Genomic DNA, 14617 nt, shown 5'->3' on the forward strand with positions numbered 1-14617 from the left:
CTCGACGGCTGTACTTCGGCGGATCGATCGTTACGATCGCACGTCACTTGCCTGCAGCAAATTCGAGGAGTACGTCGTGTCAGCGGACGAGTCCCACCAAGAAACACCACCGGTCGATTGGCGGGCGGTGCTGCGACAGCTCCCCTTGCTGAACATCCTCGGCGTGGTCGCCGTCCTCGTGGCGGCGACCCTGGTGGTGGTCAAAAATCTCCCAGACCACAGCACCGATCAGCTGCTCAACGTCTCCTACGACCCGACGCGTGAGCTCTACAACGTCCTCGACGGCACCTTCACCAAGCAGTACAAGGACAAGACCGGCAAGACAATTGAGATCAAGCGCACCAACGGCGGTTCGGGACGGCAGGCCCGCAGCGTGCTGGACGGCAGCCAGCGCGCCGATGTCGTGTCGCTGGCATCCGTCAGTGACGTGGACACGCTGAGCCTGCGCGGGCTGATCGCCCCCAACTGGCGTCAGCGGCTGCCCAACAACTCCATCCCGTACACCTCGACGATCGTGTTCGTCGTCCGCAAGGGCAACCCGCGCGGCATCCACGACTGGCCCGACCTCGCGCAGGAGAACGTCGCCGTCATCACACCGAACCCCCGCACCTCCGGGAACGGGCAGCTCTCCGTGCTCGCGGCATGGGGCTCGGTGGTGACGCGCGGCGGGACCGAGGCGGAGGCGCGCGCCTATCTCGCGGCGCTGTTCCGGAACGTCGCCGCACTCGACAACGGAGCACGCGGCGCCACCAACACGTTCTCGGTTCAACGACTCGGCGACGTGCATCTGACGTGGGAGAACGAGGCGATCAACGAGGTCGAGGCCAACAAGGGTGAGCTCGAGATCGTCTATCCACCGGTGAGCATCCGCGCCGAGCCCGCGGTCGCCTGGGTGGACGCCAACCTGAACGATCCCAAGCGCACCGCGATTGCCAAGGCGTATCTGGAATACCTCTTCACCGACGAGGCGCAGGAAGTCGCCGCACAGCGCGGTTACCGCCCCTTCAAGTCCGAAATCCTTGCCCGGCACAGCAATACACTGCCCGCGATCAATCTGTTTCCCATCACGGCGATCGCATCCAGTTGGGACGACGCACGGCAGAAGTTCTTCTCGGACAACGGAATCTACGAGACCATTCCGCGCACCACCAACCGGGGCACCACCACCTTCGCCTCCGACAGACAAGGACGCTAGATGCCGTCGGCACTGCGAGTATTCGACAACTACGACGCCATCAAGGCCCGTCGCGACATCATCGCCGGTCTGACGGTGGCGGCGATATCACTTCCCCAGGCCATGGCCTATGCGCTCATCGCCGGGGTCGATCCGAAATACGGTGTCTACTCAGCGATCGTGGTCGCGGCCATCGCGTCGATCTTCGGGTCCTCGTCGCATCTCATCAACGGACCCACCAGCGCCATCTCACTGCTGGTGTTCAGCTCGCTGGCGTTCCTGGATCCGGAAAACCGGACCGGACTGTTCGAGGCACTGTTCCTGCTGGGCGTACTGGTCGGCGCGATCCAGATCCTCATCGCGGTCTTCAAACTCGGCGACCTCACCCGGTACATCTCCGAATCCGTCGTCATCGGATTCATGGCAAGCGCCGCCCTGCTGCTGGCCATCGGCCAACTGGCCAACGTTATCGGCGTGCGCGACAAGGGAGATGGGCATATGCAGGTGCTACAACGCGCCTGGCTCACCCTGTTTCACGGCGATGCCGTGAACTACCGCGCAGTGATCTTGAGCGGCTCGGCGGTGGTGTTGGCAGTTCTCCTGCGCCGGTTGGTCCAGCGCTATGGCCTGCCACAGATCGACATGCTGTTGGTGCTCATCGTCACGGCCGTGATCGCCTACGCGTACGGCTGGTCGGTACCGGATGGCACCGGGCATACCGACGTGAAGATCTCGGGCAAGATCCCGGCCAGCCTTCCGGAGTTTCACATTCCCGAGGTCCAGGTGAGCACACTGGGCGAGCTGTCGCACGGCGCGTTGGCCATAGCATTCATCGGCCTGATCGAGGCGTTGTCGATCGCCAAGGCCATCGCGCACCACACCGGGCAGCAGATCGATTACAACCGTCAGATCCTCGCCGAGGGCCTGGCCAACCTGGCCGGCGGCTTCTTCCAGAGCCTGCCCGGCTCGGGCTCGTTATCCCGATCGGCGATCAACTACCAGTCCGGCGCGGCGACGAGGTTCTCCGGAATCGTCAGCGCCGCAACCGTAACCATCGCGCTATTGCTCTTCGCCCCGCTGCTCCGATACATCCCGCAGGCGGCGCTGGCAGGTCTGCTGCTGGTAACGGCGGTGCGGCTGGTGGACTTCCGGCGGCTCGCGTACGCGGTGAAAGCCTCGAGGTATGACGCCGGGCTGGTCATCATCACGGCGGTGGTCGGTGTCGCCGTGAACCTGGATACCGCGGTGCTCGTCGGCGTGGTGCTCTCGATTCTGCTGTTCGTTCCGCGCGCGGCCAAGCTCAAAGCCGCCGAGCTCATCGTCACCGATGAGGGTGTCATCCGCGAGCGGACCCCCCAGGACAACCCCGACGACACCGGCAGTTCGGTCCGCAGGTCTTCGCCGGTCATCTACGACCTCGAAGGGGAGCTGTTCTTCGGTGCGGCACCCGAACTCGACCGCTATCTCGACGCGCTGCACGCGCGGATCCGCGAGGAGAATCTGAAGGTCGTCATCCTGAGGCTCAAGCGGGTGCGCCACCCCGACGTGGTCTGCATCGAACGTCTCGAACACTTCATCAAGGAGCAGCAAGAACTCGGCGTGACCGTCCTGCTCGCCGGGGTGCGCCCGGATTCGCTTGCGCTGCTGCAGAACATCGGATTCACCCAATGGCTCCCGGCCGAGCAGGTGTTCCCCGAGGAGGACCGAGAATTCTCGGCGACACTACGGGCTGTTCGGTACGCGCAGAACCGATTGGATGAAACACCGTCCGACCCGGCACCTCACCAGGACAAGCTCTACTACCTGGTGTGAGGGCCTAGGCGCGTTTGGCCACAGGCTCATCGCGCGGACGGCCCCGCAGACCACGCCAACCGAGGTTGAGCAGCGTGTCTTTCGCGCTCTCGACCTTGATATCGCCGGTCGCCACCCGGGACGCTACGGCCTCGCCACCGCCGACGAGAGCGACAGCCATGGCGTCGTAGTCGGTGTCGGGGTCGATCTCCGGTGAAGCGGCCTTGATCAGACGCGCCACCAGTTCGATGATCCGGTCACGCCCCTCGCGTACCTGCTTGGCGAACAGCTGCGTACTGGTGGCCTGTCCGTAGATGACGATCCAGGACGCCCGGTGCGTGTCGACGTAGTTGAGAAACGATACGACCGTGGTGCTCAACACGTCTCGTGGCGATTTCGTCAGATCGATATCGCCACGCACCGCCTCGACGAACCGGCCGAGCTCACGGCGAAGGCACGCCACGAAGAGATCTTCCTTGGAGCCGTAATACAGATAGAGCATCGGCTTGGAAATCTTGGCCGCTGCGGCGATGGCATCCATCGAGGTGTCCCGGAAGCCGTTGAGCGCGAACTCCTGCACAGCGGCATCCAGCATCTGCTGCTCCCGAACAGCACGGGGCAGCCGCTTGGTACCACCGGCCATGGCTGCCTCCGAGGTTGGGACGTCAACGCGAACTTACTCCAGAGTAAGCTACTGGTTGGTTCGACTATTGCATACCGTCCCGCTACGGCGTGCTGGGACCGCTGAAATGGAGTGTTTTTGTCTCCGCCCCCAGCCTAGCGCGCAAACGCTACCTTCCGGATACCCCCGCCCCGTACCATGCGCGGCGTGGACTTCACCCTTGCGCTGACCCCCGACCTGGTGGCCGTCTTCCTCACTCTGTTCGTGCTGGAAGTGGTCCTGGGCATCGATAACGTCATCTTCATCTCAATCCTCGCCAGCAAGCTCCCCATCGCCCAGCAGGCCAGGGCACGCAACCTGGGGCTAACCCTCGCGATGGTCATGCGCGTCGGATTGGTGTTTGTGGCCGGCTGGATCATCACCCTCAAGGAAGACGTTCTCGAACTTCTGGGCCATGGCTTCTCGATCAAGGACTTCATTCTGATCGCCGGTGGGCTGTTCCTGGTCTACAAGGCGGTACACGAGATACACCTCAAACTGGAAGGCACCGGAGAGGAAAGCGAATCATCCTCGGGCGTCACAACATTTAAGTCCGTGCTGGTGCAGATCCTGCTACTGGATCTGGTGTTCTCGCTCGACTCGGTAATCACCGCCGTGGGCATGACGAGCAATATGCTCGTCATCGTCACCGTGGTGGTGCTTTCCTTCGCGATCATGCTCTTCGCATCTCGCTTCGTCTTCGCCTTCGTCAACCGGCATCCGACGGTCAAGATGCTCGCGCTGTCCTTCCTGCTGCTCATCGGAGTGTTCCTCATCGCCGACGGCTTCGGCATCAAGATCGACAAGGCGATGATCTATGGCCCGATGGCCTTCGCCATTCTGGTCGAGGCCCTCAACCTCTTGGCTGCTGCACGGAAAGCCAGGCAGGACAATACGACTCATCGGCCGGTCGCTCTGCGGCCCACCTATCCGGATGTCGACGAGTCCGTGGCGATCGCCGCGGCGACGTCAACGAGTCCGGACGCCGGCTCAGTGGGGTTGTCCCGAAAGCCGGTGGACGGCAAGGGCGGCGATTCCCGCGCCGGCCTTGGCTAGCGCGGCGCGAGCCGAACCCGAAGCTCCTCCAGGCCGCGCAGCGAGCTGTTGGTGGTCCAGCGGGGTGTCCCGTCGATCTCGATCCGATCCACGCGGGTGACCAGCTCGCGCAAGACCGCTTGCCCTTCCATGCGGGCCAGCCCCGCACCGAGGCACAGATGTATCCCCGACCCGAAGGCCACGTGCTGGCTGACCGGACGGGCTGCGAGGAACCGGTCTGGATCATCGAATTCGCGCGGATCGCGATTGGCCGCGCCCCATAACAGCGCTACCCGCGCACCCGCCGGGATCACCACGTCACCGACCGCGTAATCCTGTGTAGCCGTGCGATAGAAGTTCTGAATCGGTGAGGAGTACCGCAGCTGTTCCTCCACCGCTCCCGCGAGAAGCTTCGGGTCAGATCTAATGAGCTCATACTGATCCGGGTTCTCCGACATGGTGAGAAACATGGTGCTCAGCAGATTGGTGGTGGTCTCGTTCCCTGCCAGCAAGAGCAGCAGGGCGAAGTAGAACAGCTCGTCGTGACTGATCTCGCCCTCGCCGGCATCCGCGACGAGCTTGCCCAGCACGGTATCTGCTCCCAGCAGATTTCCCTTACCGAGCTGGGTCAGAAAGTAGTCATGCAGGTGCCGAAGCCCGTTGAGCGTCCCCGGAACCTGTCGCAGGCCCCTGGGACTGAACTCCACGTTCGCCACCCGCACGGTTTCGTTGGACCAGTGCCGGAAGAACGCCTCATCTTCGGGTGGAATGCCCAGGATGTGCGCGATCATCCGCATGGGCAGCGGAACCGCCAGGTGTTCGACGACATCGGCACCGGGGTGGTTGAGGAGTTCGGTCACCAGCTCGGTGGCCATCCGGTCCACTGTCGGCGCCCAGCCCTCCAGCGCGCCGCGGGTGAATCCCGGCAGCGCCTTGCGACGCAGCTCGGTGTGCCGCGGCCTGTCCATGTTCAGCAACACGGGTACGTCAAATCTGGCTCGCACCACGCCATCCCGGTTCGAGAGCAGCGCGTCGTTGCGCGCGGCCGCGCGCACGTCTTCATAGCGGCACAGAATGAAGATGTTGCGCTTCCGGTTGTAGTGCACCCGCTCACCGGAGAGCAGCGCACGATATCCGGGGTGCGGGCTGGCCGCGGTCGACGGATCCATGGGATCGAAGTCGGTTTCCGGCACACCCGGGAAAGAGCGACGTCGCACCCTGGCCCGCAACTCATCCGACGCGTTGGACATCAAGGACCGCACCACCGGCCTCGTCGTGGTGCGGACCAGCTGGGCGTCGTGTCTCATCGATGAGCCGCTGGCGCGAAGACCGCTCAGTATGGTCATTTCAAGTGCCCGACCAGCTCGCCCTCGGCACCGAACAACCTGTCCTGCCACTCATTCAGCAGCAGCGTGGTATCGACGTCATCCGGATGAAATCCCTTGCGCATGAACGGCTTCATATCCCGGTAGATGCCGCGGAACAGCGGGCCACGCACCATGCTGAAGGTTTCACGCAGCAGCCGCAACGGCTGGCGCCGGCCCACCGGATCGGTGGTGACGATCGAAATCCAGGAAGCCAGCGTGATCGTCGGCACGGCGATGGTCGAGAGAAACCGCATCATGCGGATGCGCAGTTCCTCCGATGCGCCGATCTCACGGTAGACGTCGAAGGCCACCGACTTGTGCTCCAGCTCTTCGAGCGCATGCCAATTGAGCATGTTCCGGATCTCCGGGTCCGAGAGCAGTCTCTGGATATCAGGACGCCCCAGGACATTCTCGGCGAATACCGCGGTGAAGTGCTCGGCGCCCACGGTGAAGGCCAGGAGCAGGTGCCGCAACCTGGTCAGTCGGTCCGGGTCGGGGTACTGCTTGTCGAGAAACTTCTCCATACGCTCGGTGCTCTGCAGGAAGTACTCGAACCATGCTGTGGGATAACCCATCTCAGCAAGCTGCTCGTTAAGCTCACGGTGCTGCAATCCGTGCGTCATTTCCTGACCGATAAACCCGGCCACTCTCTTTTTGAGATCGGGATCGGTGATCTTGTCCCGGTAGCGGCGCACCGATCGGACGAAGATGTCCTCGCCCGGGGGAAAGATCGCGGAAAGAAAGGCCACGGTGTGACTGAAGACGATGTCGTCCTGCGCGAAATGCTTCGGCCCCGCGGGCGTCTTTTCGAATCCGAACTGGATTCGTCGCGTCTTCGGATACGTGCCCTGGGCGGTCGCCACCATGGGTGAACCTCTCATCACTCGTCGTTGAGTTCCATCAATAACCGTAACGGAACTTTCCGTAACGGACAATGGGGTAATCTTTAACCCTGATGGAACTGACGATCGATCAGCTGGCACAGCGGGTGGCCATGACGGCGCGCAACATCCGTGAGTGGCAGACGCTCGGACTGGTTCCCCCGCCCGAAAAGCGGGGACGTATCGGCATCTACTCCGATGACCACGTGGCGATCATTAACCACGTGAAAAATCTTAAGTCCCAAGGCTTTCCGCTGGATGTCATCCGACGGGTCATTGACTCCGGCGGCGGCTCGGAGGACAGCGTGCGCAAGATGGTCACCGAGGCCCTCAGTCCCTTCGCCACCGGCGAGCCGGTGATCCTCCCCCGCGCCGAGCTGGTACAGCGCCTCGGCGAGGATGCCGACACCGCACTGGCCGAGGCGGGACTGCTCTCCGACATCGACATCCAGACGGTGTCGGTGCGGGATACCGAAACACTTGACGCCATCCAGCTGCTGGTGACCGCCGGTATGTCCCTGTCTCGCATATCCGAGACGCTCCGCGAAGTCGATCGGCTTCAGCACCAGATAGCCCAACTACTTCTCGGTGCCTACGTCGCCGACGTGTGGCAGCCCTTCACCGAATCCGGATACACCTCCACCGACTGGGAAACCATCGCCGATAATGCCTCGCGGGCAAAGCAGTTGACGGTCACGCTGGCCTCCCGGCTGTTGGCCCGTGCCCTGGACGACACCGTCGATCCGATTCTCTTGCAGCAGGCCGACGAGGCCGAGACGATGCTCAAGAGCACCCGCCCGGCCTCGTCGGCCTGAGCTCAGTCCACCTCGCCGCAGCCCCGGTCCAGGCCACGTACCTCGATGGGGCACCAGACCGCGCGGGACACCTCGGCGGCCCACTGCTGGGCTTCGGCCAGGGTGGGCACGTCGATGATGCTGAAGCCGCCGAGCTGCTCCTTGGTCTCGGTGTAGGGACCGTCGGTGGCGGTATGCCCAGAGGCGTTGGCGGTCACCATGGTCGCGGTGTCGGCAGGCTGCAATCCGGCCGCGAACAGCCACACACCCGCCTCCTGCATGCGCCGGGTGACTGCCTGCACATCGGCGCCGATGGTTTCCAGCGCGGCGGCGTCGGGCTGGACCGCCTCGGGCGGGTAGACGATCGAGAGTAGATAGCGGCTCATGTCAGGCCTCCTCGTCCTGGAAGGGGCGCACCTCGACGGGCTCCTCGCATGCCGCCGACCCCTCGGCAGCCCACTTCAGCGCCGCGTCCAGGTCGGGCGCGTTGATGATCCAGAAACCGCCGAGGTGCTCCTTGGTTTCCAGGTATGGGCCGTCGGTGGTGGTGATCTTGCCGTCCGCGCTGCGCACCACCGTCGCATCCGACGGTTCGGTCAGCCCGTTGGCGAAGACCCAGACACCGGCCTCCTTCATCCTCTCGTTGAGCACGCCAGTCTGTGCGTAGAGCCGCTGCACATCCTCGTCACTCCAATCGGCCGCGTTCTCCGCGTAACTGTGGACCGAGAGTAAGTACTGCTTCATGGTCGTCCTTTTCTATCCGTAGCCATCGATGGGCGCCCGTTCGGCTTCCCTTCAACCACACCACGAATAGACCTCCCCAGAATCGACACCTCATCGAAAATTCGGGAAGAGATCGCGAAAGATCGTGCTTGGAACCGCCTACTTAGGAGGCGCGCGTTCCGAGTTTGTTGTTCAGGTACTCCTGGCGGCAGGCTCGGCGTGCGATCTTTCCGCTGCTGGTACGCGGGATCGCGCCGGCCTGAACCAGCTGCACATCGGTGACCGGCAGTGTGTGCCGACGGGACACCGCGGCGCGGATCGCGTCGACGATGGGGCCGGGTTCGGCCCGCCCGGCTCCAGCGGCCCGCTCAGCGACGATGACCAATCTCTCCCCGGCGCCATCACCCGCATCGACGCCAACCGGCAACTCGTTGGCGGGCACCGAGAAGGCCGCCACGAAGCCGCGCCGCACCACCGGCGACGACTCTTCGACCGTGGCCTCGATGTCGTGCGGGTAGTGGTTACGGCCGTCCACAATCACCAGATCTTTAACCCGCCCGGTGATGTAGAGCTCGCCGTCGACATAGACACCAAGGTCTCCGGTGCGGAACCAGAGCGCGCCCGGTTCGGTACCCACGGCGTGACTGTCCTCGGCTACACGTTCCTGCAGCTTGTTATGGAAGGAGAGGTCTGTCTCTCTGGGCCGGCCCCAGTAACCGCGGCCAATGTTGTTGCCGTGCAGCCAGATCTCACCCACCTGCCCGTCGGGCAGCTCCGCCTCGGTGCCGGGATTGACGATGACAGCCCACTGGCTGCGGGCGATCTGCCCACACGACACTTGCGGCACCGCATTCTCGTGAGTGGCTTCCACGCGGACCGCATACCCTGCGCCTAGCTGTTCACGATCCACATAGATGACAGACGGCTCTGCCTCGGGGGCGATGGAGGAGACGAACAGCGTCGCCTCGGCCATGCCGTAGGAGGGCTTAATGGCGTTGGGCGGCAGACCATGTGGGCCGAAGGCTGCGTTGAACTTCCGGATCGAGGCAATGCTGACCGGCTCGGAACCATTGATCAGCCCCGCCACATTGCTCAGGTCTAGGGCTTCGCCGTCCTTCGGTAGGCCGCGCTCGGCGGCGAGCTCGAAGGCGAAGTTGGGGGCTGCTCCAAAGGTGCGGCCCAGGTGAGACGCGGCCGCGAGCTCCTTGATCCAGCGTCCGGGCCGGCGCACGAACGACATCGGGGACATCAGCGTCATCCGGCCTCCGCAGAGCGGGAACATGAGCATGAGCAGACCCATGTCGTGATAGAGCGGCAGCCAACTCGCTCCTCGGACATCGACATCCAGGCCCACCGAGATGACCATTTGCAGGACGTTGGTCATCACCGCACGGTGGGTGATCTCCACACCGGCGGGCACTCGCGTCGAACCCGATGTGTACTGCAAGTAGGCGATGTCATCGGTACTCGGCGTCACTCTGGCATAGGTGGCGCCCACCGAATTCGGCACGCCGTCGACGGCAAGTACCCGGGGGCGACGCTCGCGCGGCAGTCTTCGGACGAAGCTGCTGACGGATTCGGCGGCCGCTTCGTTGGTAAGCACGACCGTCGGTTGGGCGTCGGTAAGCACCGCGTCGAGCCGTTCGGCGTGCCCGGGAAGTTCCGGGGCGAAGAGGGGGACCGCGATGTTTCCGGCCTCGATGGCGGCGAAGAAGCCGATGACGTAATCAAGGCCTTGGGGCGCCAGGATCGCGACCCGGTCTCCCGGCTTGGTCACCTGCTGAAGCCGTGCCGCGACGGCACGGGAACGCGCACGAAGCTGTGGCCAGTTCAGATCGGACGGTTCGCCGTCCGGGTCGCTACTGAAGTCCACATAGCGATAGGCAAAAGTGTCATGCTCGCCGTCGACAGCGCTCTCAAGATAATGGTTGACGGTGTAGCCGTCCGGTAAGGAGATGGCGCCCGTCTCGTCCAGGTACTCCTCGACACGTAACCCTGTCACCAGCGCACTCATCCCAACCTCCGCGTAGCCGTAACTACGACAGCCGGACGACGAGTAGCCATGAATAGGCCATCACGCTTTGCTACGGTCCCGACCGAACGTAGATGGTACGTGACGTACCAGTAGCAAACGGTACTCGAAGTCCCATTAGGACGCCGTGTCTAAAAAGGCCCGAGAGCACATTGTTCACTGTGTGCTTTGACACCCCGGAGTAGTGATGTGATCGGTACGACCGATCGACGCCGGGCGTGGCCCATCTCCTGCCTGCAGCCTGGAAAATCCCTCAAGATTTTTCGGCATTCCCTTCCCGCCGGGCCGCTATTAGACTCGTGACAAATAGCATCCAGCGTCGGAGGCAGATATGCGCCCCAGGAATCGGGTCAAGTACTGGTCGCGGTGGGTGGCCATGCACGGCATCAGCCGCATCGGACTACTCACGCAGGTCCGCACGATGCCGTTGGCGGCGTTGTTCCTCAGCCCGGACCGAGCCGACAATCACTACCGGTACATCGAACAGATCCGGTCAGTCGGTCCGATCGCTCCGGCTCGCGCCACCGGCCTGGTCTTCACCGGCCTGGCGCAGACACGCGAGATCTTGCGGGACCACCGATTCATCACGATGGCGCCCAACAACATTCCCTCCCCCGTTCTGCCCCAGGCGCTCAGCCGGTGGATCTTCGAGAAAACCGAGCCCGGTCTGCCCAATCCGGTGGAGCCGCCCGCCATGCTGGCCGTCGATCCGCCCGAACACACCCGGTTCCGCAAGCTGGTATCCAAGGCGTTCACGCCGCGCGCGGTGAGCAAGTTGGAAGACCGCGTCCGCGAGGTGACACTCGAACTGCTCGAGAACCTGGAACGGCAAGAGCGCGCCGATCTGCTCGACGACTACGCGTCCCAACTACCGGTGGCGATCATCGCCGAGATGCTCGGCGTGCCGCGCGCCGACGCCCCCTTCCTTCTCCAATGGGGCAACCACGGAGCGGCGCTCTTGGATATCGGCATGACCTGGTCGGCGTATCGAGACGCCACCCAGGCGCTCGTGGAGATCGACCGCTACTTCGACGCGCACCTGATCCAGTTGCGCAGCGAGCTGGCGCAGGATCCCACCCTCGACGGCATCCTCGCGAGCATCGTGCGCGACGGCGATCTGAACGACCGCGAACTCAAGGCAACCATGGCACTGCTGCTCGGCGCCGGATTCGAGACGACGGTCAATCTCATCGGGAATGGCATCGTGGCTCTGCTGCGTCACTCAGAACAGCTGGACTATCTGCGGGAGAATCCGGAGGGGTGGCCGAACGCCGTCGAGGAGATTCTGCGCTACGACTCCCCCGTGCAGGTCACCGGCCGGGTAGCCACCGAAACAGTCGAATTCGAAGGGCACACACTGCCTGCCGGCTCTATGGCGGTGCTGCTGCTCGGTGGCGCCAACCGCGACCCGGCTGTTTTCGACGAGCCCGATGTCTTCGACGTCAGCCGCGCCAACGCACGCGAGCACGTGGCGTTCGGCAGCGGAGTACATGTCTGCCTGGGGGCGAGCCTGGCCCGGATGGAAGGAGTGGTGGCGTTGCAGTCGCTCTTCGAACGCTTCCCCGAACTCTCCCTGGCCGCCGATCCGACCCCCGGTAAGCATGTCAATCTGCATGGCTTCGGAAGCCTGCCGGTGAACCTCGGCCGTGCCCGGGTGCGGGCCAGCAGTTAATCTCGAGGCTGCTTGGTGTCCGCTTGGCATCGAGCGGGCCGACACGGGGATCGGACAGATGCACGACCGGATCAAACAGCGCACCCATTGGGCCGTGACGCATGGGATAGCCCGTGCGTACCTGAAAGTGCTTGCCCGCCGAGGTGAACCCGTCGCGCAGCTCGGAATCGACACCGCCCAGGCCGCGGGCATCTACGGCATCATCGACAAAATCCGCGGCCGCGGAAGGATGTCACAGTCCGGCGGTGGCTGGATCACCGCGGATGCGCAGATCGTCCGAACAATCTTCCGCGACAACCGGTTCGTCACCTTCAAGCCCGAGCACCGGTCCGCGTCGCCCATCATCAAGCGCCTGGCCGCGTGGAGCGACCCGCGGCTGCTCAATCCCGCCGAGCCGCCATCCATTCTGATCACCGACCCACCCGATCACGGTCGGCTGCGACGTCTTGTCGCCGCGCCATTCACTCCGCGCGCCATCGAGTCTCTCCGCGGACGCATCCAGGAGGTGACGAACGGCCACCTGGACGCGCTGGAACAGCGTCCTCACCCGGATCTGATCACCGATTTCACCGCGAAAATCCCCATCGCCGTGATCGGCGAGATGATCGCCGTACCTCCGCAGGACTACTCGCTCCTGTACACGGCCATGAATCGCGCGATCCAGCTGATCGCTACCACCGCACCGTCTTGGCGCCAATACCAGGATGGCACAGCGGCTTTACGGGAAATAGATGAGTACCTCGAGAAGCACGTCGCCCGGCTTCGCCGGGACGGAACCACGAGCGAACTGGCCGCAGGGCTTCTCGACAGTGATCTGAGCCATTTCGAGCTCAAGATGTTCTTCGCGGTGTTCCTGGGCGCGGGATTCGTGACCACCACGCACCTGATGGGCAAGGCGATAGTCACACTGCTGCGCCACCCGGAGCAGCTGGCGGCGCTACACGCCGATCCGAGTCTGTGGCCCAACGCCGTCGAGGAGCTCATGCGCTACGACACCTCGAATCAATGGTCCGCCCGCGTCGCCACCGAGACGGTCGAGATCGAGGGACACACCATCGAGGCCGGTCAGTCGGCGCTGCTGTTGCTCGGCGGGGCCAACCGCGACCCCGCCGCATTCGAGAACCCGGACGTCTTCGACATCACCCGCGCCAATGCGCGCGAGAACATCACGCTGGGCACCGGAATTCACGTGTGCCTCGGCCAGGTGCTGGCACGCGTCGAGCTGCACATCGCCCTGCAGTCGCTCTTCGAACGCTTCCCGCGCTTAGCGCTGGCAGGCGAGCCACAGTACTTCGACGGGATGGGTATTCACGGGCTGCGCAGTCTGCCCGTAACGCTGGGGCATTAACCGCAGGCGGGAACACCCTTGAACGCCAGCACCCGGCGCACCGACGCATTGATCGCGTCGCCGTTCAATTCACCTGCGTTGTAGGCCGATTCGAGACGGTCCAGAACAGAGCCGACCTTCTCGGTACTCACCCAGAGCGCCCAGTCGATGCCCGCCTTGATCGACTTGAGCACGGCCTCCTCGATCGGGAAGCGGTCGGTGATGGCAGCCATCGAGGACAAGTCATCGGTGAAGATCACGCCGTCGTAAGTCGGCGCTCCGTAGCCGGTTCCCTTGCGCAGCAAGTCGACTGCGGCAGCGCTCAGGCTGGCCGGGTCGTCGCCGGTCAGTCCGGGCACCTGCATGTGGCCGATCATCACGGCGGCACCGCTGGTCACCAGCGAGCGGTACGGCACCAAATCGGTGTCCCGCAGCTGCTCCAGCGGCGGGGTCACCACACCGTTGGTGTGCGAATCGCCCGAAGCGTGACCATGGCCCGGGAAATGCTTGACCACGGCGCCTACGCCGCCGGCCTGATATCCCCGCACGGCGGCCTCGGCGTACTCGGCGACCTTCTGCGGATCGCCGCTGTAGGAACGGTCGCCGATCGCGCCATCAGGGTCGCCATCGGTCACATCGGCATCGGGGGCGAAGTCGATGGTGATGCCGAGGTCCTTCATCTTCTGACCACGTTCCTGGCTGAGCGCTTGCACCTGTTCGGGGGTCTGGGTGGCGGCCAGCTCCCGGGCGGACGGCGACGGACCAATGAGGTCCTTCAGACGAGACACCCGGCCGCCCTCCTCGTCGACGCTCACCGCGGCCGGGATCGGCCCGGCGGTGACGACGTCGTGCAGGGAGCCGTCGGTCAGCATCTCCTTCTTGGTCCAGCTGCCGACGAAGATGCCGCCGACGTGGTGATCACGCACCAGTGCGCGGGCGTCGTCGGCGTCCTTGACGCCCACCATGAGTAGCTGCGCCAACCTGTCGCGGGTGCTCAGGCAGGCTAGATCGCCTGCGGGCGCGGCAGTGACGGGCGTCTTTGGTGCGGACGTAGCGGACTCCTTCGCCGGCTCCGGCGCGTTGCCGCCACAGGCGGACAGCGCCACCGCAACGAGACCGGTCAGTACTAGCCCTGCACGCATTCTCATGAGGCCATCGTG

Annotated in this window: 13 protein-coding genes; 6 read left to right on the forward strand and 7 right to left on the reverse strand. The window is 64.0% G+C overall.

Going from position 1 to position 14617, the window contains the following annotated elements; translation table 11 throughout:
• Positions 1-76: 76 nt before the first annotated feature.
• The gene (locus B4394_RS12950) at positions 77-1195 is read left to right on the forward strand and encodes a sulfate ABC transporter substrate-binding protein (protein ID WP_078315275.1); all 1119 of its coding nucleotides are present in this window, start codon (positions 77-79) and stop codon (positions 1193-1195) included.
• The gene (locus tag B4394_RS12955; protein WP_078307154.1) at positions 1196-2986 is read left to right on the forward strand and encodes a SulP family inorganic anion transporter; all 1791 of its coding nucleotides are present in this window, start codon (positions 1196-1198) and stop codon (positions 2984-2986) included. It abuts the gene before it with no gap.
• A gap of 4 nt (positions 2987-2990) precedes the next feature.
• Here B4394_RS12955 and B4394_RS12960 read toward each other — a convergent pair whose 3' ends face one another.
• Positions 2991-3608, reverse strand: coding sequence for a TetR/AcrR family transcriptional regulator (locus tag B4394_RS12960; RefSeq protein ID WP_030097306.1), 618 nt, complete (start codon positions 3606-3608; stop codon positions 2991-2993).
• A 186-nt stretch (positions 3609-3794) separates the two neighbouring features.
• On the opposite strand from B4394_RS12960, the gene B4394_RS12965 reads away from it, so the two are divergent.
• Positions 3795-4682, forward strand: coding sequence for a TerC family protein (locus B4394_RS12965; protein ID WP_078315276.1), 888 nt, complete (start codon positions 3795-3797; stop codon positions 4680-4682).
• On the opposite strand, the gene B4394_RS12970 is transcribed toward B4394_RS12965, so the two are convergent.
• Complete coding sequence (locus B4394_RS12970; protein ID WP_286142054.1) at positions 4679-6007, reverse strand: cytochrome P450; 1329 nt, start codon at positions 6005-6007, stop codon at positions 4679-4681. The two genes, B4394_RS12965 and B4394_RS12970, sit on opposite strands and share 4 nt — an antisense overlap.
• Positions 6004-6894, reverse strand: a complete 891-nt coding sequence (locus tag B4394_RS12975; RefSeq protein ID WP_078307152.1) for a metal-dependent hydrolase — start codon at positions 6892-6894, stop codon at positions 6004-6006. Before B4394_RS12975 ends, B4394_RS12970 begins: the two co-directional genes overlap by 4 nt.
• Positions 6895-6983: 89 nt before the next feature.
• Between B4394_RS12975 and B4394_RS12980 the strand changes: the two genes are divergently transcribed.
• Entirely contained in the window at positions 6984-7724 is a 741-nt protein-coding gene (locus B4394_RS12980) for a MerR family transcriptional regulator (RefSeq protein ID WP_078307150.1), read from the forward strand.
• 2 nt (positions 7725-7726) lie between these two features.
• Here B4394_RS12980 and B4394_RS12985 read toward each other — a convergent pair whose 3' ends face one another.
• The 3 genes from B4394_RS12985 to B4394_RS12995 all read right to left on the reverse strand — a co-directional run bounded on the left by B4394_RS12985 (position 7727) and on the right by B4394_RS12995 (position 10440).
• Positions 7727-8089, reverse strand: coding sequence for a YciI family protein (locus B4394_RS12985; RefSeq protein ID WP_078307148.1), 363 nt, complete (start codon positions 8087-8089; stop codon positions 7727-7729).
• A gap of 1 nt (position 8090) precedes the next feature.
• Entirely contained in the window at positions 8091-8447 is a 357-nt protein-coding gene (locus B4394_RS12990; RefSeq protein ID WP_078307146.1) for a YciI family protein, read from the reverse strand.
• Between the two features lie 142 nt (positions 8448-8589).
• The gene (locus B4394_RS12995) at positions 8590-10440 is read right to left on the reverse strand and encodes a fatty acyl-AMP ligase (RefSeq protein ID WP_078315249.1); all 1851 of its coding nucleotides are present in this window, start codon (positions 10438-10440) and stop codon (positions 8590-8592) included.
• A 349-nt stretch (positions 10441-10789) separates the two neighbouring features.
• Here B4394_RS12995 and B4394_RS13000 point away from each other — a divergent pair, with 349 nt between their 5' ends.
• Positions 10790-12130 carry a cytochrome P450 gene (locus B4394_RS13000; protein WP_078307142.1) on the forward strand — a complete coding sequence of 447 codons (1341 nt, stop codon included), beginning with the start codon at positions 10790-10792 and terminating at the stop codon, positions 12128-12130.
• 58 nt (positions 12131-12188) lie between these two features.
• On the forward strand, positions 12189-13478 hold the full coding sequence (locus B4394_RS13005) for a cytochrome P450 (RefSeq protein ID WP_078307140.1): 1290 nt from the start codon (positions 12189-12191) through the stop codon (positions 13476-13478).
• On the opposite strand, the gene B4394_RS13010 is transcribed toward B4394_RS13005, so the two are convergent.
• A complete protein-coding gene (locus B4394_RS13010) occupies positions 13475-14599 on the reverse strand; it encodes a glycoside hydrolase family 3 N-terminal domain-containing protein (RefSeq protein ID WP_078307138.1) in 1125 nt (374 codons plus the stop codon). The two genes, B4394_RS13005 and B4394_RS13010, sit on opposite strands and share 4 nt — an antisense overlap.
• Between the last annotated feature and the right edge of the window lie 18 nt (positions 14600-14617).

Origin of the sequence: Mycobacterium sp. D16Q16, from assembly GCF_002013745.1 — a bacterium.
Lineage (GTDB): Bacteria > Actinomycetota > Actinomycetes > Mycobacteriales > Mycobacteriaceae > Mycobacterium.